We start from the raw sequence: 21,876 nt of genomic DNA, 5'->3' as shown, positions 1-21,876 counted from the left end.
CGTAACCGGACAGACCGCGATGAATGCCGACAAGCGATACCAGATTTTCAGCCGCCTGCAGGCCGAAAACCCCAACCCTGAAACCGAACTCGAATACAGCAACGCCTTTGAGCTGCTGATTGCCGTCATGCTGTCGGCACAGGCAACCGATGTCAGCGTCAACAAGGCTACTCGCAAGCTTTATCCCATCGCCAATACGCCTGAAGCCATTCTGGCCCTCGGAGTGGATGGTGTGAAGCAGTACATCAAGACCATCGGTCTGTTCAACACCAAGGCCGAAAACGTCATCAAGACCTGCCGCATTCTGATCGAAGAGCACAACAGCGAAGTCCCTCAGACACGCGCCGAGCTGGAGAAGCTGCCCGGTGTTGGCCGCAAGACTGCCAACGTGGTCCTCAACACTGCGTTTGGCCAGCCCGCCATGGCGGTAGACACCCATATCTTTCGCGTCGCCAACCGCACTCGTATCGCCCCAGGCAAGACCGTACTGGAAGTCGAACGAAAACTGCTGCGCCATGTACCCAAACCCTTTCTGGTGGATGCACACCACTGGCTGATCCTGCACGGACGCTATGTCTGCACGGCACGCAAGCCTCGTTGCGGTGCCTGCGTGATTGAAGATTTATGTGAATACAAGCAGAAAACGGAGCTCGAATAGCCCCTTTCGTTACCCACAATTTCTGTGGATAAAACTGTGAGTACTATTGGGAAGAATGGCTCAATCCAGCGTAATTCGAGGCCTTCAGCAAATTGGTAAGAAAAACGTCAGCTTTCCATCAAATCCATAAAAAACAATAGCTTACATATGTCAATAGAGCAATACGTCTTCGCTGAAACGGGTTATGCACCGGCCTGAGTCAGTACACTTCAGGCATGTGTACAAGTTCAAAAAAAAAGCGCCCTGTCAAGGCGCTTTTTTCACTTCATGTCGATTTTGTGACCCGGTTCAATCTTCGGGCAATTCAATCTCGATATGTGTCTTCGGTCGGCAACAACAGGTGAGTATTTCATCGCCCTGAAGATCTACCAGACTATCCTGCACATACTCCACTTCACCATCCAGCAGGCGCACTTTACAGCAGCCACAGTAACCACCCCGGCAGTTGTAGGGGGCAGGAATCTCCTGTGACTCAAGCGCATCCAGCAGAGAAAACTCATACTGATAGAAGAATGTGTGGTAATTGCTGACCTTGATTCGTGGAATACCTGACATGCGTCCCTCGCTTACAGGTCAAAGCCGTCAAAATCGTCACTGCCGACATCATTGTCGATCTGTCCGACCAGATAGGAACTGATTTCCGCTTCCTGAGGCGCCACCTGCACGTTGTCACTGACCAGCCAGCCATTCATCCAGGGCAGCGGATTCTGCCGCGCCGGGAAGATTTCATTCAAGCCCAGTGCCTTCATGCGTACGTTGGTGATGTACTCGACATAGTCGCCCAGAATACGTGCGTTCAAACCGATCATGGAGCCTTCACTGAACAGATACTCGGCCCACTCCTTCTCTTGCTGCGCCGCCTCACGGAAAATGGCGTAAACCTGTTCCTCACATTCAACCGCGATCTGTTTGAAGTCCGCGTCTTCCGCCCCTGATGCCATCAGATTAAGCATGTGCTGGGTACCGGTCAGGTGCAGTGCCTCATCACGCGCAATCAGCTTGATGATCTTGGCATTGCCTTCCATCAAGGCACGCTCGGCAAAGGCAAAGGAGCAGGCAAAGCTGACGTAGAAGCGGATCGCTTCCAGCACATTCACCGAAACCAGCGTCAGATAGAGCTTTCTCTTCAAGTTGTACAGTGAAGCATCGTAGCTGACGCCGTTGATCTGGTGTACGCCGGCACCATGCACGGAGTAGACGCTGACCAGCTGAATGAATTCGTCATACAGCCGGGTAACCGTTTCGGCCCGCTTGATGATTTCCGGATTGGTCACGATGGTGTCAAACACCTCGGCCGGCTCGGTAATGATATTGCGGATGATGTGGGTATAGGAGCGGCTGTGAATGGTCTCGCTGAATGCCCAGGTTTCAAACCAGGTTTCAAGCTCCGGCAGAGACACTACCGGCAGAAACGCCACGTTGGGCGAGCGCCCCTGAACCGAGTCCAGCAGAGTCTGGTACTTCAGGTTGCTGAGAAAGATGTGCTTCTCATGGTCCGGCATGTCCATGAAGTCCTTGCGATCGTTGGTCAGATCGACCTCTTCGGGACGCCAGAAGAAAGAGAGCTGTTTTTCGATCAACTTTTCGAAGATCGGGTATTTCTGTTTGTCATATCGCGCCACATTGACCGGGCGACCGAAAAACATCGGTTCACGTGTGGCGTCGTGGTTACTCGGACTAAAAGTGGAATATGACATCGGTGCTTTCCTGAAAAAAACAAAACCTGATCAGGCACTCACCGGTTGTGAGCGCCTGTTGAAACATGAACATCAGAGGGTCTGATCAGAGCTTGCAGGCTCCGCCTTCACACCCACCGTCGTCAGCCTGATCAGAGGCGCCGTCACGGGTGTTGTGGTAGTAAAGGGTCTTTACACCGTTCTTGTAGGCTGTCAGCAGATCCTGAAGCAGCTGCTTCATCGGCACCTTGTCGCCCGGGAACTTGGATGGGTCGTAGTTGGTGTTGGCCGAGATCGACTGGTCAACAAACTTCTGCATGATACCCACCAGCTGCAGATAGCCGGTGTTGTTCGGGATGCTCCAGAGCAGTTCGTACTGGTTTTTCAGCTCAAGATACTCGGGCACCACCTGTTTCATAATGCCATCCTTGCTCGCCTTCACCGATACAAAACCACGTGGCGGCTCGATACCGTTGGTGGAGTTAGTGATCTGGGAGGAGGTTTCGCATGGCATCAACGCCGTCAGTGTGCTGTTACGCAGACCGAACTCGCGAATATCCTCGCGCAGCGTCTCCCAGAAGTAGTGCAGTGGTTCCTGACAGTAGTCGTCGACATCACGCTTGTAGGTGTCAGTCGGCAGCAGCCCCTTGGCGTAGGTGGTCTCGTTGAATTTCGGGCAAGGCCCCATCTCCTTGGCCAGCTGGTTGGATGCCTTGAGCAGATAGTACTGAATCGCCTCGAACGTACGGTGCACAAGGCCGTTGGCACTGCCATCAGAGTAACGCACACCGTTTTTGGCCAGGTAGTAGGCAAAGTTGGTAACGCCCACACCCAGCGTACGTCGTGACATCGTGGCGTTGCGGGCGGCCGGGATCGGGTAGTCCTGGTAGTCCAGCAGACTGTCCAGCGCACGCACGATCAGATCCGCCAGGTCTTCCAGCTCATCCAGGTTGGCCAGCGCACCCAGGTTGAATGCTGACAGGGTGCAGAGTGCGATCTCGCCATCGGGGTCATTCACGTCTTTCAGCGGCTTGGTCGGCAGTGCAATCTCCAGACAGAGGTTGGACTGCTTCACCGGCGCCACGGCCGGGTCAAACGGGCTGTGCGTGTTGCAATGGTCTACATTCTGCACGTAGATACGACCGGTAGAGGCACGCTCGGACATCATCAGCCCAAACAGCTCAACCGCCTTGATGGTCTTCTTACGAATCGACTCATCCTGCTCGTACTGCACATAGAGACGTTCAAACTCGTCCTGATCAGCAAAGAATGCTTCATACAGCCCCGGCACTTCATGCGGACTGAACAGAGTGATGTTGCCGCCCTTGATCAGGCGTTGATACATCAGCTTGTTGATCTGCACCCCATAGTCGATGTGACGTACGCGATTCTCTTCAACACCTCGGTTGTTCTTCAACACCAACAGGGATTCAACCTCCAGGTGCCAGATCGGATAGAACAGTGTGGCTGCACCACCACGCACCCCACCCTGAGAGCAGGATTTGACGGCAGTCTGGAAGTGCTTGTAGAACGGTATGCAGCCGGTATGGAATGCTTCACCGTTACGGATCGGGCTTCCAATGGCGCGAATGCGGCCCGCATTGATACCGATTCCGGCACGCTGGGACACATACTTGACGATAGCCGCGGCTGTGGCATTGATGGAGTCAAGGCTATCATCGGCTTCAATCAATACGCAGGAGCTGAACTGGCGTGTTGGAGTACGCACCCCAGCCATGATCGGCGTCGGCAACGACAGCTTGAACAGGGATGTCGCGTCATAGAACCGCTTAACATAACCCAGCCGTGTTTCACGCGGATAATTGGAGAACAGGCAGGCCGATACCAGCATGTACAGCTGCTGCGGGCTTTCGAAAATCTTGCCACTGACACGGTTTTGGACCAGATACTTGCCTTCAAGCTGTTTCACGGCCGCATAGCTGAAGTTCATGTCACGGCTGTGGTCAAGATAGGCGTTCAGCTCGTCAAATTCTTCACGGCTGTAATCTTCAAGCAGGTGACGGTCGTAACGGTTATCTTCGACCATGCGCACAACGTGGTCATAGAGATGCGGCGGCTCAAAGTCGTTGAAGGCCCGTTTGCGCAGATGGAAAATCGCCAGACGTGCAGCCAGGTACTGATAGTCGGGAGCCTCTTCCGAAATCAGATCGGCAGCTGACTTGATCAGCGTTTCATGAATATCCGAGGTTTTGATGCCCTCGTAAAACTGAAGGTGAGCACTGAGCTCAACCTGAGAAACCGAAACGTTTTCGAGCCCTTCGGCAGCCCAGATTATCACGCGATGGATCTTCTCCAGGTCGATCGGCTCGCGGCGTCCATCACGTTTGGTAACCATCAGATTCTGCTGCATATGACGCTCATCCCAGTTTCAGTCAGTGTTGTCGTTCAGGCGTGATGCTGCCTGTATTCCCTGAAGCAGCCCGCCCAGCCCGGCCCGTGGCTGTGACAGCATGTGTCGCTATCAGTACGCACTCTATGAGAACGCCTGATCACTTTTTAGACGGAAAGCACTATATATAGTGTGGCACTGCTTACAGGGCACTAAATATAGATATTAGAGGAAAGATTTCAATCTTGATTTTCAGCCGTTTGGAGTGTAGCCAGCGCCGGCTGGCGGCCACAAATGCGGTATGGCAGGGGCTACAGGGGAGCGAGCTCGAAAATGAGTTTTTTTCATATGAAAAACCATCATCAAGAAAAAACTGCATATCCTAAAAAGCCTGATCAATCTCAGGAAAGTGCGGCTTTACAAGCACCGGCGTGATCATTAGAATGCGCAGCTCTTTGGTGGGGTTCCCGAGTGGCCAAAGGGATCAGACTGTAAATCTGACGCGCGAGCTTCGGTGGTTCGAATCCACCTCCCACCACCATCTGATTCAAACGAAAGAGCCCTGCCCTAACCGGTGGGGCTTTTTTGTTTTTCCACCTGTGCCATTTCAACCAGCCAACGAAACAGACGCAGTTGTGACGGCAGGTAAAACAGATACTCCGGGTGCCACTGCACGCCGATAATCGGCTGTCCTGACGTTGACTCTACCGCCTGTGTCAACTCATCCAGATCGCGCCCTACCACCCGGAGCCCATCTCCGGGTACGCGTACCGCCTGATGATGCAGACTGTTCACACGCAGCTTTTCGCGCTCGCAGATACGCGCCAGTGCCGAGCCCTGTTCCAGCCGTACTTGCTTGGTGGGCAACAGCCCGGGACGGTTATAGGTCAAACGGCGCAGGTGACGAATGTCCTGATACAACTGCCCCCCCAGCACCACGTTGATCAGCTGAGAGCCACGGCAGATGCCCAACATCGGCAAACCGGTATCCAGCGCATGATGAATCCAGCGCATCTCCAGCTCATCCCGCTCCGGATCGAGTCGCACCGGCTCACTCAGCTCACCACCATAATGCTCGGGGCTGATGTCATCACCGCCCCCGATGATCAGGGCATCGACAGCAGTTTCGGGTACCTCATGGCGTACACTGACCCGCACCGCCTCCGCGCCTGCCAGACGCAGCGCCAATCGGGTGCACCACCAAGAGGGCGACCAGCGCCGACTGTTACCGGTTACTGCCACCCGCGTTGCTGTAGCCATCCATCCACCTGTAGAACCCACTGTTTTCGATTGACTCCCAGCAGAGGCCTGTAAGCCTGCAACCAGGCCTGACTCAGCTCAGCTCTCGCTTCAGCGTCCGCCGCCAACTGCTCAACCACCCACCACTTGTTCCATTCGTTTGCCAACGACCAGGCCGGGTTTTCAATCTCACAGTTGGGCAGGCGGTAGTGAAATGCTGGCCGAGACTTGATGCGATCATCCGGCACTTTCGCCTGCACTCGATCAGCGTCGAGATGCGACAGCAGGGGCAGCAGGTCAAGCGCCCGATTGCGGGTGGCGTTATGCGTAAGGTAATGCTCGAACAGCCAGTCAAGGTCAGTATCTGGAGCCTCCAGCAGCTCACGAATGAAAGCTTCAGGGTACAGGTCAACATAGGGGGAGATCTTGCGGGCAATATTGACCGCATGAGACTCAACCAGCCACCACTGCAGCAGGCTATAGGCCACAATATAGGCCGTGATGGTTTCGGCATCCAGCGCGGGCAGTTCCGCGTTAATATGCACACCCAGAGCCGCCACAAGCGAGTCACTGGTACCCTTCGCCCCGGAGCGGCGCAGCATATCAACCAGTGCATCCAGCTCGTCCAGTTTATCCAGCGGCAAGGGTGGGCAAACAACCTCGACCGGAACCAGCAATGCAGCTGCCTGACTAACCATTCCGACCCATTCGGGTTCGGGCTGATCCGAATCAGTGGCCTGCTGCGCCTCGGCGGCCGTGCGCTTGAGCAGCGCCCAATCCAACTCCAGGTTATAGCTGCCCGAATCAGTTTTCAGCTTGCGTTCGGCAGCAGAGACCTGTTCCACCTCGGCCTTCAGCACCCGCTGCATCGCCACCAGCGCTTCATCCACATTGAGCCCGGTAAACTCAAGCTCAAACCCGATTCGGCGCATCTGGCCGTCATCCCTGTTAATCACCGCTGGCATGCGAAACGCCGTTGGCATGGGCTACCTCCAGTTGTCAGGCAGTGTTCATTTCACCCTAACGCAAGTATTGCTCCATGCAAAGACTCTGTAATCGGCTTTAGTGCTATGCAGTATCTGCCAGCTTCGTGCTAGTCTTGCACTAACAGGTAATTCAGGACCGGTTTGAAACGGTAATGACAAACGATAACAACAAGCCTACACGCGACAGCCGCAACAACCTCACTCTGCCAAGCCAGCAGGAGTTGATGAGGATTCTGAACGAACAGCGTGTCATACTGGACAACGCCAGTGTTGGCATCTGTTTCATCCTGCAGCGCCAGATTCAGCGCTGCAATCAGCGCTTTGCCGAAATTTACGGTTACGACAGCGCCGACCAACTGGTTGGCACCAGCAGCGAACAGCTGTATCCAGATAACCTCAGCTTTCGCAAGCTCGGCGTCGAAGCCTATCCCTCTCTTGCCCGAGGCAAGCGTTTCAGTACCGAACTGCAGATGCGCCGCGCCAGCGGTAAACCGTTCTGGTGCCGCGTTACCGGCAAAATGATCAACCCATCCAGTCCCGAACAAGGCTCCATCTGGATCGTTGACGATATCGATCAGCAGCGTCATGCGGCAGATTCACTGGAACAGATTACGCGTCAACAGCAATTGATTTTAGACCATGCCATGGTGGGCATCGTCTTCCTGCACAACCGTCATGTCGCCAGCTGTAACCGGCGTTTTGCCGAGCTTCTGGGCTATGAAACTGACGAACTGATCGGCGTCAGTTCCCAGCTCTGGTATGCCGACAAGTCGATCTGGCAAGCGGCGGGAGAGCGTTACAATGCGGTGCTGTCTTCAGGCCGCGCCTTTGAAGCAGAGATGGAATTGATCCGCAAGGATGGTTCCCGGTTCTGGTGTGACGTTCGCAGCAAGGCGGTAGACCCGAACGACCTGAGCAAGGGCGGCATCTGGATCATCATGGATATTTCCGACCGCAAAGCGACCGAGGCGGCTCTGGTCACCGCTCGCCAGCAGCTGGAGCAGCGAGTTGAAGAACGCACACGTGAATTGGAACAGGTGGTCTCCAGCCTGCACCGCGAGATAGAGGAGCGCAAAATTGCGGAAGAGCGCATCCGCCATCTTGCTCAGCACGACAGTCTCACAGGACTGCCAAACCGAGGCCTGTTCGAGAGCCGGCTGCAAGAGCAAATCGCACAGGCCGAGACCCGTCAAGATGCGCTGGCGGTTCTATTCGTGGATCTGGATCGCTTCAAGCACATCAACGACTCCCTCGGTCATCACGAAGGCGATATGCTCTTGCGCAGCCTGGCCGAGCGACTGCGGCAGGCAGTGGGGCAGCAGGGTACCCTGTCACGCATCGGTGGTGATGAGTTTGTCATCATGCTCAATGACATCAAACCGCGCAGCCGCATTGAACAGCTGATCATGCGTCTCCAGGCTGCACTGGTTCCGGTTTTCCGCGTGGGAGTACAGGAGTTCAGAATATCTTCCAGCATCGGTGTGGCGGTTTACCCGGAAGACGGCCATACGCCTCAGGCACTGATTCAGCATGCCGATGCCGCCATGTATCGTGCCAAGGCGAACGGCCGCAACCGGTACCACTTTTACAATCACCGACTCGATAATGAGCAGAGTGAACGCGTTGAGCTGGAAAATGCGTTGTTCCAGGCCCTGCGCCACGAGGAGTTTGAGCTGCACTATCAGCCTCAAATCGAAATTCAGAGCGGTCGCATTATCGGCGTTGAGGCATTGATTCGCTGGCAACGGCCAGGCCACGGCATGGTATCACCCGCGAATTTCATTCCGCTGGCTGAAGAGAACGGACTGATCACAGAGATCGGCAGTTGGGTACTGGAGCGCGCCTGTGCCCAGCTGCAGCAGTGGCAACAGCAAGGGCTTGACCTTCGGGTGTCGGTCAATTTGTCGGCACCTCAGCTGGACGATGCCAATTTTTGTGACAAGGTAGCACGCTGCCTCAAGCGCTACCGGCTTGACCCCAGCCAACTTGAGCTGGAGCTGACCGAAAGTATCATCATGAAACATGTGGACCAAACCATCCAGCTGCTGGAACAACTGGATAAAATGGGGGTTCACCTGAGCGTAGACGATTTCGGCACCGGCTACTCAAGCCTGAGCTACCTCAAGCGTTTCCCGCTTAACAAGCTCAAGATTGATCAGTCCTTCGTGCGTGAAATCTGTGTTGATCCTGATGATGCCACCATCTGTCGCACCATCATCTCCATGGCAGACAACCTCAACCTGACAGTCATTGCCGAGGGGGTTGAAGATGCCGATCAGCTGGCCATGCTGGCCGAGTTTGGCTGCCATCAGTATCAGGGCTACTTTTTCAGTCGCCCGGTACCGGCAGAACAGATTCCTGATCTGTTTGACAATACCGAGCAGCCGGAGCGGTGGAACTACCAGATCTGAGCTACTTGCTCATGCCACCCATAATGCCTCGGACAGCCGCCGGGATATCGCCGGGCAGCAGTACGATCTTGGCATTCTCACCCGCTGACATCTCCTTGATCGCATCCACATACTTTTCACCCAGCAGGAACATCACCGGCAATTCGTTGCCCTGGATCGCTGAGGTCACCTTTTCGATGGCAGCCTGACTGGCTTCCGCCAATACCACCTTGGCCTCGGCATCACGACGCGATGCTTCCAGCCGCCCTTCCGCTTCCAGTATGGCGGCGGCCTTTTCGCCTCCGGCTCGGGTGACAGTGGCGCGGCGCTGACGTTCGGCTGCCGCCTGCTCTTCCATCGCTGTCTGCATGGTCTGGGACGGATTGATATCCTGAATTTCGACCGTTTTCAGGGTAATGCCCCAGTCAGCAATATCGTCGGAGATCGCGCCCTTGAGCTTGGCCTTGATACTGTCACGATTGGACAGAGCCTCGTCCAGATTCATCTCGCCTACAATGGAGCGCAGCGACGTCTGCACCAGATTCTGGATCGCAAAGCGGTAGTCCTCAACACCGTAGACCGCCTTTTCCGGCGACACGATATTAATGTAGGCCACAGCATTTGCGATGATCACCGCATTATCGAGCGTGATCACATCCTGTGAAGGAATATCCAGCACGATATCCTTGGTCGTCACCTTGTAGGCCACGGTATCAATATAGGGGAAAATGATGTTCAGCCCTGGTCCCAGCGTCTTGTGGTACTTGCCCAGCCGCTGCACCACATGCTTACTGCCCTGAGGCACAATCTTGACACCCAGAAACAGGGTGACTACTACCAAAGCCAGAAATACTCCAGCCATTGTCAATCCATCGATCAGCATCCGTTTATCCTCATGCAATCACTTGAAGGTTTGGTTGTATCAGCGTTTTCTGACAATCAGAGTGTTGCCGGAAATTTCCGTTATCACCACTCGATCACCCACTTCGACCGGCTGCTCACAGATGAACTCCCATTCATCATCACCCAGTACCGGTGTGGTAAATCTGACTCGCCCTCGCCGCTCGGCTTGCGGGGCTTCTATCACCTGCCCGGTTTCACCCAGTACCGCCTCACGTGAAATACCGGCTTTGGTTCGGTCTCGCATCATCGGTCGCAATAGTCGAAACCAGGCCAGCGCAAACAGACCCGATCCGATTGCCCACAGTACCAACTGCAGGTTCAGTGTAAGCTCGGGCAGCAACCAGACCAGCAGCGCCATCAGCAGAGCACCAAGCCCAAACCAGAAAATGGTAAAGCTGGGCACCACCAACTCGGCCAATATCAGCAGCATGCCAAATACGACCCAGTGCCAGTATTCGATCTGAAACTCCATGATGCGTCCTTGTATGGAAAGAGGTAAAAGGGATTATGCAACGCCTGCCATAGCAGGTCGATATGATTAGCACTAATTGAGGATGCTCTGGTATTACGCAGGTGCAGCAATATTATTAAACCCGGCGTATAATTCGCCGCGATAAAAACAACTCAAACTGCATGACAGCCCTTACGGCTGAGAGAGAAACCTGCCATGTCGACGAGCACACCCGGTGCGCTGGCGCACAATTTTCTGGGCAATGCCCCTGCCTGGTACAAGCAGACAATTGTACTCTTCCTGATCATCAATCCGGTTTGTCTCTGGCTGTTTGGCCCTCAGGCGACCGGCTGGCTTCTGATCGCCGAGTTTATTTTCACCCTGGCCATGGCACTCAAGTGCTACCCGCTGTTGCCTGGCGGATTGCTTGCCACCGAGGCCCTGCTGTTGGGCATGACCTCGCCTGAAACCCTCTATGCCGAGATTCAGACCAATCTGCCGGTCATTCTACTGCTGATGTTCATGGTAGCTGGGATCTATTTCATGAAGAGCCTGCTGCTGGTGACCTTTACCAATATTCTGCTGCATGTGCGCTCCAAGTACCTGTTGGCGCTAATGTTCAGCATGACCGCCGCCCTGCTCTCCGCATTTCTCGACGCACTCACCGTCACGGCCGTCATCATCAGCGTAGCGGTGGGCTTCTACTCCGTTTACCACAAGGTAGCTTCCGGCAAGGGACATCAGCACAATACACACGACCACGGCAGCGATCAGGAAGTGGTTGACCTGCATAGGGATGATCTGGAAGGCTTTCGCGCCTTTCTGCGCAGCCTGCTGATGCACAGTGCCATTGGTACCGCCCTGGGGGGCGTATGTACGCTGGTCGGCGAGCCACAGAACCTGCTGATTGCCAAAACAGCCGGCTGGGATTTTGCCGACTTCTTTATCAAGATGGCCCCCATCTCCATGCCGGTACTGGCGGCCGGGCTGATCACTTGCGTGCTGCTGGAGAAATTTAAGCTGTTCGGCTACGGCGTCAAGTTGCCTCGTCCCGTTCTGCAGGTGCTGAAGGAGTTTGCCGATGCCGAGCGCGCCAAGCGTACCCAGAGCCAAAAAGCCGCACTGATCGTTCAGGCAGTTGCTGCCGCCATACTGGTCGTCGGACTGGCCCTGCACTTGGCGGAAGTAGGACTTATCGGCCTGCTGGTGATCATCCTGATTACCTCCTTTAACGGCGTAACCGACGAGCATCAGATCGGCAAGGCCTTTCAGGAAGCACTGCCCTTCACATCACTGCTAGTGGTCTTCTTCGCCATTGTGGCAGTCATTCACGAGCAGCACCTGTTCAGTCCAATTATCGCGGCAGTACTGGCACTGCCGCCAGAGCAACAGCCCGGCATGTTCTTCCTCGCCAACGGCGTATTGTCGATGATCTCCGACAACGTGTTCGTCGCCACGGTTTATATCAGCGAAATCAAGCAGGCACTGGATAACGGCGCTATCAGCCGCGAACATTTTGATCGTCTGGCAGTGGCTATCAATACCGGCACCAACCTGCCCAGCGTTGCCACGCCCAACGGCCAGGCCGCCTTCCTGTTCCTGTTGACCTCGGCCATCGCACCACTGGTACGGTTATCATATGGTCGCATGGTGATCATGGCTCTGCCTTACACTGTGGTGTTGGGCGGGGTAGGACTGCTGTCGGTTATGCTGTTCATCAAGGCTTGAAGGCTTTGCGCTCGCCCTGAGGCGAGCGCATCAACGCACCAGCGGCCAGCCCAGCAGCAATGTGGTCAGCGTAACCGCACCGATCAGCAGGTTCATGGGCACTCCAACTTTGAGAAAATCACTGAACCGATAGCCACCGGGACCGTACACCATGAGGTTGGTCTGATACCCAAGCGGGGTCGCAAAACTGGCTGAAGCGGCAATCATGATGGCAAAAATGAACGGCTCATGCTGCAGACCGGCACGTTCAGTCACCTCCAGTACGATCGGTAACATCAGAACGGCGGCAGCATTATTGGTGATGATTTCGGTCAGGATGGAAACGGCCAGATAAGTCAGCAACAACAATAGCCAAGGCGTGCCTGCACTCAGGTCGACAATCGCATGGGCGATCCAGCCTGACACACCGGTTTTCTGCAGCGCAGCCCCCAGTGCAAAGGACGCTGCGATGGTCAAAATCACGGTCAGATCGAGGCTCTTTTCTGCCTGATACACACTGCAGCAACCGGTCACTACCATTAAGCCGGCGCCCACCAGTGCCGCATTGAGCATACTGGTCGCACCTGTACCGGCGGCAAGCACAATCGCGGCCAGAATACCCCAGGCCAGCCAGGCACGCTCATGGCGTGGCTGGGACTTGTCCAAGTCGTTAATCAACAGGAAATCCTTGTTGTAGCGCTGGCGACTCACAAAGGCCGGGCGTGCTTCAAGCAGAAGAGTATCCCCAGCTTCCAGAACGATATTGCCCAGGTTGCCCTGTACCCGTTCCCCATTGCGTGCTACTGCCAACACAACAGCACCGTAGCGATCCCGAAAACGGGCATCACGGATTGCGTGGCCGACGGCGTCACAGTGAGGTGACACGACCGCTTCAACCAGACTGCGTTCGGCACGGTCCAGGTTGAGCGTATCGGAGTGGCCGTTTTCCGGCGAGGGGATGATTCCATTGATGCGCAGCAGGTCTGAAATGGCCTCGGTATCGCCAGCAAACACCAGTCTGTCACCGTCGCGCAGCTTTTCTTCGGACGGTACTGCGGTCACGATATTGCCGTTGCGCTCAATTTCGACCAGATAGACCCTATCCAGACTGCGCAACCCCGCCTGCTCCACGCTTTGGCCCACCAGCGGCCCACCGGGCGCCACAGCCACTTCAAGGGTAAACTCACGCAGATTGGCAAAAGCGCGTTTTTCACTGCGATCCGGCAGCAGACGCGGAAACACCAGCCAGATAAATGCCAGGCCAACCAGTACCACCGGCAGCGCAACGGCGGTAATCGAGAACAGCGACAGGCCGGCTTCACCGGTCAACTCCTGGTACTGACCGTTCACGACCAGATTGGTGCTGGTTCCGATCAGCGTCAGCGTACCGCCCAGAATGGCACTGTAGCTGAGCGGAATCATCAGTTTGGATGCGGGAATATTGATCTTGCGCGACCAGGCATGGATCGCCGGAATCATGGTCGCTACTACGGGGGTGTTGTTGAGAAAGCCGCTGAGCAGCACCACCGGCGCAAAGATGCGGGCCAATGCACCACGCACCCCTTTCGGTTTGCCCAGTACACGGTTGACCAGCATGTCGACACCGCCGGAAGAGTGAATTCCGGCCGCTACTACAAACATGCAGGCAACGGTTATCAAGCCAGAGTTGGAAAAGCCGGACAGGGCCTCACTGGGGCTCAGCACACCACTGATACTGAGCAGTGCCAGCACCGCCATCATCACGATGTGCGGCCCTATGCGCGTCAGTATCAGTACGGCCAGTGCCGTAACCATCAAACTCAGTGCAAACCAGCCCTGCCACTCCACAGCGATAACCCGTATCCGTTAAAAACCACCAAGATACAGGGTTATTTTGATTCTATAAAAGAATAATAAATAACAAATTTATTCGTTTAAAGAATATAAATTATCAACTTCCCGCGCTGCCTGTAGCGCATCTCAAGCATCTACCGACGTCTTGAAACGGGCGATCAGGCCACGCATGGAGTCCGATTCCTGACGCAGGGCATTACTGACTTCCCGTGCGCTGCCAACGCTTGCCACCAGTGAATCGGCACTCTCTTCCAGCGCCTGTGCCCGGCGACCTACACGGCCGGTTTCATCACGCTGGGTCGCGATCGCATCACTGATACCGGCACTATGACTCTCCAGTTCAACAAACTGCTCCTGCAGCCGTTCCAGGAACGCGCGCAGAACCGTAATATGGGATCGGTTTTGACTACCGGCATCACGCATGCCACCCAGTTGTTGCTCGACCTCTTTTACACCGGCCACCAGCTCTTCAACCCACTGACGTATGTCACGGGTGGAATCCGAGGTGCGCTGTGACAGTACCCGGACTTCATCTGCAACCACGGCGAAGCCTCGCCCATGCTCGCCGGCACGAGCAGCCTCAATGGCAGCGTTCAAGGCCAGCAGGTTGGTCTGCTCGGCAACATCTGCAATGATGCTGATCACTTGGCTGATTCGGCCACTGGATTCGGTCAGGGTCGTAATCGACTCGCTGACCCGGTTGATAATACTGACCGCGTGATCTGCTGCCTGCTCGCTGCTGAGGATGCCCTGCTGCGCTTCCGCATTGGCTGCCAGTGCTTCACGGACTGTATTGGCGGACTGCTCGCTGGCCGCTTCGATGGCGGTGGACTGATTCGCAATGTTGTTCATGGACTGGTTTACATCATCAATCAATCGACGCGTTTGCGTTGACGTGCTGTGCAAGGTTTCCGCCTCTCGATCCAGCTGGGCGGAGCGTTCGGTCAAACCGCTGGCAGCCGTTCTGACGTCACCAACAAAGTGCTCAAAGCGTTGTACCAAACCACTTAACGCCCGATTCACGCCGGCCACTTCATCATTGCCATCGACCATTGGCACACCGCTCAAGTCACTGTTGCGATCCATGGCGCTCAGGTCCCGCTCCATGCGCTGCAGCCGCAGAATGACGGTATGACGCAGCCAAAGCGTCATGCTGGCAACGATCACCAGAAACAGAATTGAGCCCCCAAACAGATAATTCTGCTGACTTGCAAGAAACGTCAGCAGCTCCTGTGCGGCCAGGGACAGCCCATCGCGACTGGTTTGCTGGCGCTCAGCAATCGCCTTAAGCATGGGCTCCAGTGCCGGTACCAGATCAAAGTCCACCACCTGTCCGACACGGTAGTAACTTTTTTCATTGATGCCCTTGTCCATGGCATCCAGATACGCCATCACACGGTCAAACTCCGCCTGATGCGCTTCGGCCCAAGCGCTCAGGCCCGCATTGTTTTCAATTCGCTGCCAATGACTGGGCAGCGCCTGCTTCAAATCAGCATGAGTCGGTTCAATTTCATCCCACAGCAACAGCTGGGCCTTGGTTTTATAGGACAGGTCCTGCAGTTTGCGGTGATCCTGCTCAAGATCCACCAGCAGCCAGGTTTCCTCCAAGCTGGTGTGGATCAGGTTATTGGAGGCTTCTTCAGCCTTGATAATGATACTCCAGGCCAGCGTAGCCAGACCGGCCAGCGCAAGCACGCAGAGGAAGGCAAAAAACAGAATACGAAAACGGACTGTGCCAAGCATAATGACTCCAAATGCATACTACGCTCGGCAGGATATGTCTGAGGGATGACTGTTTGATGACAGCACCGCCGACGGGTCTATTAACTCACCGGCTGCAGCGCTCAATCAGTACTTGATAACGCTCAACGGCGTGCGAGGTCAGGCCCTTTTAACCGTGGCAAGCCAAGGGAGATCAATAGCGTCGTGACCAGCATGGCGGTCGAAATCCAGAGGCAAGCCTGCAAACCGCTGCTACCCATACCTGCCAACTGGAATACCCAGCCGGACAGCAGCGTACCGATCAGACGCCCCATCGCATTAGCCATGTAGTAAAAACCCACGTCCAGCGATACGCCGTCACTGCCTGCGTAACTCACAATCAGATAACTGTGCAGCGACGAATTGACGGCAAAGACTGCACCGAACAGCAACAGGCCGCCGATCAGCACGGCAGCAGGATTCAGTTCGTACAGGAGTCCCAACGCTATCAGGGCCGGCAAAAGCGCCAGCAGTGCGACCCAGACAACCGCCGCAGCGCCGTCAGGCACCTTCCCGGCCGCCTTGCCGGTCAGCCGGGGAGCAAGCGCCTGCACCATGCCGTAACCGATCACCCAGAGCGCCAGAAAGCCACCGGTCTGGCTGTGATTCCAGCCCAGTGTCTGCGACAGAAACACCGGCAGGGCGACCACAAACCAGACATCACGAGCCCCAAACAGGAACATCCGTGCCGCTGACAGTATGTTGATGGCGCGGCTTTTGGAAAAGATGTCGCGAAACTTCGGCTTGTGTTTCGCCTTGCCCAGATCCTGCTTCAGCAGCACCAGACTCAATAGCCACACCAGGGCCAGCGCAACGGCCATCGCTGCCACGGCCCCGGCAAAGCCCAGCCACATCAGCAGCGCCCCACCCACGAAAAAACCCACGCCCTTGAGCGCATTCTTCGAGCCGGTCAGCAGCGCCACCCATTTGTAGAGCGTGCCCTGCGCATCCGTCGGTACCAGCAGCTTGATCGAGCTTTTGGCGCTCATCTTGTTCAGATCCTTGGCGATGCCGGACAGCGCCTGCGCCGCCATCACCCAGGGCACGGTGAACCAGGCTGCCGGCACCAGCAACATCGTCAGGGCGATCACCTGCAGCGCCAGACCGATATTCATGGTGCGGTTGAGACCCAGGTGAGCTCCGAGCCAGCCCCCCACCAGATTGGTGATCACGCCGAAGATTTCGTAGAACAGAAACAGCAGCGCGATCTCCAGCGGCGAATAGCCCAGACCGTGAAAGTGCAGCACCACCAACATGCGCAGGGCGCCGTCGGTCAGGGTAAAGGCCCAGTAGTTGCCGGTGACCACCAGATACTGGCGGATGGCGGGGGAAAGCCGGCTCAGCATTTACGCGCGTCCTACCTTCAGCGCCAGTTCGGCGGTGCGGTTGGCGTAGCCCCACTCGTTGTCGTACCAGACATAGAGCTTCACCTGAGTGCCGTTCACCACCATGGTCGAAAGCGCATCGATGATGCCCGAGCGTGGATCGGTCTTGTAATCGATCGATACCAGCGGGCGTTCTTCATAACCCAGAATGCCTTTCAGCTCGCCTTCGGCAGCGGCTTTCAACATCTCGTTGACCTCTTCCACCGTTGTCTCGCGGGCGACTTCAAACACGCAGTCGGTGATGGAGGCGTTGGCCAGCGGCACACGAATGGCGTGACCGTTCAGTTTGCCCTTCAGTTCCGGGAAGATATGGGTGATCGCGGTGGCGGAGCCAGTTGTGGTCGGGATCAGGCTCATGCCGCAGGCACGAGCACGGCGCAGATCCTTGTGCGGCGCGTCGAGAATGGTCTGGGTGTTGGTGATGTCGTGGATGGTGGTCATGGAGCCGTGCTTGATCCCCAACTGCTCGTGAACCACCTTCACCACCGGCGCCAGACAGTTGGTGGTGCAGGACGCCGCCGTCACAATCCGGTGCTGTGCCGGGTCAAACAGGTGATCGTTCACCCCCATCACCAGATCGAGCACACCCTCCTGCTTCACCGGCGCGGTGACTACTACCCGCTTCACGCCCTGATCCAGATAGGCCTGCAGTACCTCTTTCTTTTTCATCTTGCCGGACGCTTCGATCACCAGATCGCAGCCGGACCAGTCGGTCTCTTCGATGCTCTTGTTACGGCTGATCGCAATACGCTGCGTATCGATCAGCATGGCGTCGTTTTCGGCCAGCGCCTCGTGCTGCCAACGTCCGTGCACTGAATCAAAGTTCATCAAATGAGCCAGGGTTGTGGCATCACCGGCCGGATCGTTGACCTGTACGATTTCGATGTCGCTGTGCTCAAACAACACCCGCATGGTCAGGCGCCCCATGCGCCCAAAACCATTGATCCCCACCTTAATGGTCATGGTGTAACTCCCTCACTGAAAATCGGTTTAAGGTTGCCCAGCACTACCGGCGAGAATACAAAGGCCGACCCAAAGGGTCATGTAGCGTTCAAAAATGTCCATTCCGTTTTTGCTTATCCCAACAGTTTCTGGATCTCGTCCGCGCTGGCCACCTTGCCTTCGACCAGAATTTCATCGTCAATAGCCAAGGCCGGTGTCCGCATGACCCCTGCGTCAATGATGGCATTGGTGTCGGTGACCTTCTCGATCTCGCAGGCAATGCCCTTGGCGTTCGCCGCCTGCTCGGCATTCTCGGTCAACTGTTTGCATTTGGCACAGCCACTGCCGTAAATGGTGAATTTCATCCTGCTTTCCTCATACTCAGCGTTTCGAATCAGACTGGCCTGCTCAGGCATGCCAGATATTGCCGTATATATAACCGGTGATGGTGGCCATCACGACGACCAGTGCACAGTAGACCAGTGTCTTCTCGGTGCCCAGAATGGTGCGGATCACCAGCATGTTGGGCAGTGAGAGTGCAGGGCCCGCCAGCAGCAGGGCCAGCGCGGGCCCCTTGCCCATTCCGGCTCCCATCAATGCTTCTACAATCGGCACTTCAGTCAGTGTCGAGAAGTACATCAGTGCACCGAGGAAAGAGGCAAGAATGGTCGACAGCAGGCTGTTGTCACCCACTGCAGCCGCCACCCACTGTGACGGAATGATGCCTTCACTGCCCGGCCGCCCCAGCGCAAAGCCGGCGACAAACACCCCCGCCAGCAGCAAAGGCAGGATCTGTTTGGCAAAATCCCAGCTTTGTACGGCCCACTCCCGATCCTGCTCGCGCAGGCTTGCAATGATCATCAAGCCGGCAATACCGATGGCAAACGGCAGCTCGGGAGCCGCGGGCACCAGCCAGGCCGCCGCCACGACCACGCCCCCCAACAGCGGCAACTGATGAGCCGGCCAGTGCCAACGCCAGACCAGCAGAGCCGCCAGCAGTGATGCCAGTACGGCGGTGATCGGCCACTTCCATTCATACACCGCCATCCAGACCTCACTGTCGGCCGCCGCCCAGTTGGCAAAGACCAGAATACCGACCATCAGGGCAAAGAAGCCGACAATAACCCCCATAGGGCGATCGCCCGACTCACCCTCAAAACCTCGGCTGCTCTTCACTGAGCGCTCTGCTTCCTCCCTGCGGTAAATCAGATGCATGGTGGTGCCGATCACCAGCGCAAACAGAATGGCACCCACAGCACGGGCGATACCGATCTCGGCACCGAGTACCTTGGCCGTCACCACCACCGCCATCACATTGATTGCCGGGCCGGAATAGAGAAAGGCGATCGCGGCCCCAAGACCCGCGCCCCGCTTGTAGATGCCGCCGAACAGCGGCAGTACCGTACAGGAGCACACCGCCAGCAAGGTGCCCGAAACGGAGGCCACGCTGAACGCGACCGGCTTGGATGCATCAGGCCCAAGGTAACGCATCACGGCACCCTGACTGATATAGACCGCCATGGCGCCTGCGATCAAAAACGCGGGCAGCAGACAGAGGATGACATGTTCACGCGCATACCAGTTGGTCAGGCGCACCGCTTCAAGTACGGCATTGTCAAAGCGCGCCGTACCCGCCGGTACAAAATAGATGGCGAGAAAGGCCGCCAGCATGAGAAACAGCAGATTGCCTTCACGCCGGTTACTGTCATAGAGCCCTAACAGTTGCTTGTACACGACAGGTACCTCTGTATTCAGATGTATTAACCGGCCAACGCCGTACCGCAGACATTGCCACCCTTGCTTGGGCGATCTCCCATCGCCTCCAGACGCGCCAGTGGCTGCCGCAGCATGCGAGTACCGTGCTCACGTGTCTGGCGCAGTACATCCCGCATCCAGTCATGCAACAGAGGGTGCAACCGGTAAAACACCCATTGACCCTGGCGGCGATCCAGCAGTAGCCCTGCCTTGCGCAGCTGGCCAAGATGGCGTGAAATTTTCGGCTGTGGCAGGTCCAGGGCAGTCATCAGCTCGCAGACACACAGCTCCCCTTCCTGCTCAATCAACAGCAAGCTGAGCAGGCGCGTTTCATCCGCCAGCGACTTGTAGAACTCCAGCGGCTGCAACACCTTTACCTCGGAGTTCACGTCCTTGCTGTTCACCAATACAAACAGACGGATTCGCTCGCTGATCTCCTGCAGGGTACGTTCAAACGCTTTCGGATCATTGCTCACCTTGGGGTCCGGAAAGTCCCAGGCCATCACCACACCACTGCCGGGCCAGTAGCGGCACTCACGGTGCGCCTTGTCACACAGACTGATCACATAGTCGAAATGCTGATCTCCAAGGCTCTCAACCGACTTTGAGACAAGCCCCTGAGCCTCCAGTCCGAAGCCCTTCAGCGCTTCCAGGGTACGGGGATCGACCGTTGAGGGCTCTGTGCCGGCACTGAATACGTCAAATCGATCACCGCCGAAATGACGCAGCAGCACTTCAGCCATCTGTGAGCGGGCGGAGTTGGCCGAACAAAGGAAAAGGACACGTGTTTTCATATCTACCCCGTCTTCATTTAAAAGGCAGAATATATGAAAAAACACATATGTAAAGTTTCATATAGCAATGGAGAGGATTGTCACGGGTAACCGCATCACCAGCCATGCTAATCTCAAATAATGTGTAAGTTTTTCAACTACTGCACGACTAAAGACCCTAATCGTACGTTGCTTCACTGAACCGGTATCGCCATGTCAGACGAAAATGCCCCGCAGGGGCTGCAGGATCCCGAATTCCTCGCAGAGTTGCGCCTTCAGATGCTGAAATTTGCCACTCTGCAATTGAAGGACGCGGTATTGGCTGAGGATGCGGTGCAGGAAGCCATGCTCGGCGCACTCAAGAACGGTTCGGCCTTCAAGCGTCAGGCCGCCCTCAAAACCTGGGTGTTTGCCGTTCTCAAGCACAAAGTTGTTGATCTGCTGCGGCAGCAACAGCGTTATGTCAGTCAGGACAGGGATACCGATACAAACGATGAGGGCTGGATGGATAGCCTGTTCAACGGTCGCGGGCACTGGCATCGCACCCAGCGGCCGGTTAAATGGCAGCAGCCTGACCTGGACATTGAGAGAAGCCACTTCTGGAGGGTATTCGACATCTGCCTGAACGCCTTGCCCGAGCACTATGCCCGTTTTTTCATGATGCGCGAATTTCTTGAACTGTCCACGACCGAAATCTGTCACACCGAGTCAATCAGCGAAAACAACCTGAACGTAACACTCTATCGGGCGCGCATGAAGCTGCGTCAATGTCTCGATAACGGCTGGTTTCAGAAAGGAGACACACCATGATGAACTGCAGACAGGCTACTGCACTGCTGTCACAGGCACTGGATCGAGAGCTGACCCTTGCAGAACGTGCCGAGCTGAAAGTCCACCTGATGATGTGTTCCGGTTGCCGCAATTTTGGACAACAGATGCATGAACTGCGCGACATCACTCGACTGTACGCAAAGGGCAGCTCCACTGAAAAAAACTGTGATGACGAGCTGTAATATTCCAGCCCGAGCCGCGACTAATATCAAAACACACCTTTTAAAGGGGGCTGA

The 21,876-nt window shown here is 55.9% G+C and carries 19 protein-coding genes and 1 tRNA gene; 6 read left to right on the top strand and 14 right to left on the bottom strand.

Going from position 1 to position 21,876, the window contains the following annotated elements:
* Window positions 1-19 precede the first annotated feature (19 nt).
* Window positions 20-658, top strand: a complete 639-nt coding sequence (nth, locus tag BLV48_RS12515; protein ID WP_091827123.1) for an endonuclease III — start codon at window positions 20-22, stop codon at window positions 656-658.
* Window positions 659-946: 288 nt separating this feature from the next.
* On the opposite strand, the gene yfaE is transcribed toward nth, so the two are convergent.
* The 3 genes from yfaE to nrdA all read right to left on the bottom strand — a co-directional run bounded on the left by yfaE (window position 947) and on the right by nrdA (window position 4,705).
* A complete protein-coding gene (yfaE, locus tag BLV48_RS12510; RefSeq protein ID WP_091827122.1) occupies window positions 947-1,213 on the bottom strand; it encodes a class I ribonucleotide reductase maintenance protein YfaE in 267 nt (88 codons plus the stop codon).
* A gap of 11 nt (window positions 1,214-1,224) precedes the next feature.
* A complete protein-coding gene (nrdB, locus tag BLV48_RS12505) occupies window positions 1,225-2,355 on the bottom strand; it encodes a class Ia ribonucleoside-diphosphate reductase subunit beta (RefSeq protein WP_091827121.1) in 1,131 nt (376 codons plus the stop codon).
* 85 nt (window positions 2,356-2,440) lie between these two features.
* Window positions 2,441-4,705 (bottom strand): class 1a ribonucleoside-diphosphate reductase subunit alpha, encoded by a 2,265-nt coding sequence (nrdA, locus tag BLV48_RS12500; RefSeq protein ID WP_091827120.1) that lies wholly within the window; start codon window positions 4,703-4,705, stop codon window positions 2,441-2,443.
* A 436-nt stretch (window positions 4,706-5,141) separates the two neighbouring features.
* Between nrdA and BLV48_RS12495 the strand changes: the two genes are divergently transcribed.
* Window positions 5,142-5,225 (top strand) — tRNA-Tyr (locus BLV48_RS12495).
* Window positions 5,226-5,251: 26 nt separating this feature from the next.
* On the opposite strand, the gene BLV48_RS12490 is transcribed toward BLV48_RS12495, so the two are convergent.
* Both BLV48_RS12490 and BLV48_RS12485 read right to left on the bottom strand, forming a co-directional pair.
* Complete coding sequence (locus BLV48_RS12490; RefSeq protein WP_091827119.1) at window positions 5,252-5,944, bottom strand: gamma-glutamyl-gamma-aminobutyrate hydrolase family protein; 693 nt, start codon at window positions 5,942-5,944, stop codon at window positions 5,252-5,254.
* On the bottom strand, window positions 5,917-6,906 hold the full coding sequence (locus tag BLV48_RS12485) for an amidoligase family protein (protein WP_091827118.1): 990 nt from the start codon (window positions 6,904-6,906) through the stop codon (window positions 5,917-5,919). The genes BLV48_RS12490 and BLV48_RS12485 overlap by 28 nt, the downstream gene beginning before the upstream one ends.
* 155 nt (window positions 6,907-7,061) lie before the next feature.
* On the opposite strand from BLV48_RS12485, the gene BLV48_RS12480 reads away from it, so the two are divergent.
* Window positions 7,062-9,320, top strand: coding sequence for a sensor domain-containing protein (locus tag BLV48_RS12480; RefSeq protein WP_254775034.1), 2,259 nt, complete (start codon window positions 7,062-7,064; stop codon window positions 9,318-9,320).
* A gap of 1 nt (window position 9,321) precedes the next feature.
* Here the strand turns inward: BLV48_RS12480 and BLV48_RS12475 are convergent, their stop codons facing one another.
* Window positions 9,322-10,161 carry an SPFH domain-containing protein gene (locus BLV48_RS12475; protein WP_175527668.1) on the bottom strand — a complete coding sequence of 280 codons (840 nt, stop codon included), beginning with the start codon at window positions 10,159-10,161 and terminating at the stop codon, window positions 9,322-9,324.
* A gap of 60 nt (window positions 10,162-10,221) precedes the next feature.
* On the bottom strand, window positions 10,222-10,674 hold the full coding sequence (locus tag BLV48_RS12470; protein WP_091827116.1) for an NfeD family protein: 453 nt from the start codon (window positions 10,672-10,674) through the stop codon (window positions 10,222-10,224).
* A gap of 195 nt (window positions 10,675-10,869) precedes the next feature.
* Here BLV48_RS12470 and nhaB point away from each other — a divergent pair, with 195 nt between their 5' ends.
* A complete protein-coding gene (gene nhaB, locus BLV48_RS12465; protein WP_091827115.1) occupies window positions 10,870-12,381 on the top strand; it encodes a sodium/proton antiporter NhaB in 1,512 nt (503 codons plus the stop codon).
* 30 nt (window positions 12,382-12,411) lie between these two features.
* On the opposite strand, the gene BLV48_RS12460 is transcribed toward nhaB, so the two are convergent.
* The 7 genes from BLV48_RS12460 to BLV48_RS19535 all read right to left on the bottom strand — a co-directional run bounded on the left by BLV48_RS12460 (window position 12,412) and on the right by BLV48_RS19535 (window position 20,830).
* Complete coding sequence (locus BLV48_RS12460) at window positions 12,412-14,187, bottom strand: SLC13 family permease (RefSeq protein WP_091827114.1); 1,776 nt, start codon at window positions 14,185-14,187, stop codon at window positions 12,412-12,414.
* Between the two features lie 132 nt (window positions 14,188-14,319).
* Window positions 14,320-15,936, bottom strand: coding sequence for a methyl-accepting chemotaxis protein (locus BLV48_RS12455; RefSeq protein ID WP_091827113.1), 1,617 nt, complete (start codon window positions 15,934-15,936; stop codon window positions 14,320-14,322).
* 122 nt (window positions 15,937-16,058) lie between these two features.
* Window positions 16,059-17,300 carry an organoarsenical effux MFS transporter ArsJ gene (gene arsJ, locus BLV48_RS12450; RefSeq protein WP_091827112.1) on the bottom strand — a complete coding sequence of 414 codons (1,242 nt, stop codon included), beginning with the start codon at window positions 17,298-17,300 and terminating at the stop codon, window positions 16,059-16,061.
* Complete coding sequence (locus BLV48_RS12445; RefSeq protein WP_091827111.1) at window positions 17,301-18,302, bottom strand: ArsJ-associated glyceraldehyde-3-phosphate dehydrogenase; 1,002 nt, start codon at window positions 18,300-18,302, stop codon at window positions 17,301-17,303.
* A 113-nt stretch (window positions 18,303-18,415) separates the two neighbouring features.
* A complete protein-coding gene (locus BLV48_RS12440; RefSeq protein WP_091827150.1) occupies window positions 18,416-18,646 on the bottom strand; it encodes a thioredoxin family protein in 231 nt (76 codons plus the stop codon).
* Window positions 18,647-18,689: 43 nt separating this feature from the next.
* Window positions 18,690-20,015: a permease gene (locus BLV48_RS12435; protein ID WP_254775033.1), complete on the bottom strand. Its 1,326-nt coding sequence runs from the start codon at window positions 20,013-20,015 to the stop codon at window positions 18,690-18,692.
* 26 nt (window positions 20,016-20,041) lie between these two features.
* Window positions 20,042-20,830: a metalloregulator ArsR/SmtB family transcription factor gene (locus BLV48_RS19535; protein WP_091827110.1), complete on the bottom strand. Its 789-nt coding sequence runs from the start codon at window positions 20,828-20,830 to the stop codon at window positions 20,042-20,044.
* A gap of 192 nt (window positions 20,831-21,022) precedes the next feature.
* Here BLV48_RS19535 and BLV48_RS12425 point away from each other — a divergent pair, with 192 nt between their 5' ends.
* Window positions 21,023-21,619 (top strand): sigma-70 family RNA polymerase sigma factor, encoded by a 597-nt coding sequence (locus tag BLV48_RS12425; RefSeq protein WP_091827109.1) that lies wholly within the window; start codon window positions 21,023-21,025, stop codon window positions 21,617-21,619.
* Window positions 21,616-21,822, top strand: a complete 207-nt coding sequence (locus BLV48_RS12420; RefSeq protein WP_175527667.1) for a zf-HC2 domain-containing protein — start codon at window positions 21,616-21,618, stop codon at window positions 21,820-21,822. The genes BLV48_RS12425 and BLV48_RS12420 overlap by 4 nt, the downstream gene beginning before the upstream one ends.
* The last annotated feature ends 54 nt before the right edge of the window (window positions 21,823-21,876 follow it).

Origin of the sequence: Marinobacterium iners DSM 11526 (genome assembly GCF_900107855.1) — a bacterium.
GTDB classification, from domain to species: Bacteria; Pseudomonadota; Gammaproteobacteria; order Pseudomonadales; family Balneatricaceae; genus Marinobacterium; species Marinobacterium iners.
Note: the sequence above shows the minus strand (reverse complement) of the source record. Positions and strands in the feature narration are given on the sequence as shown.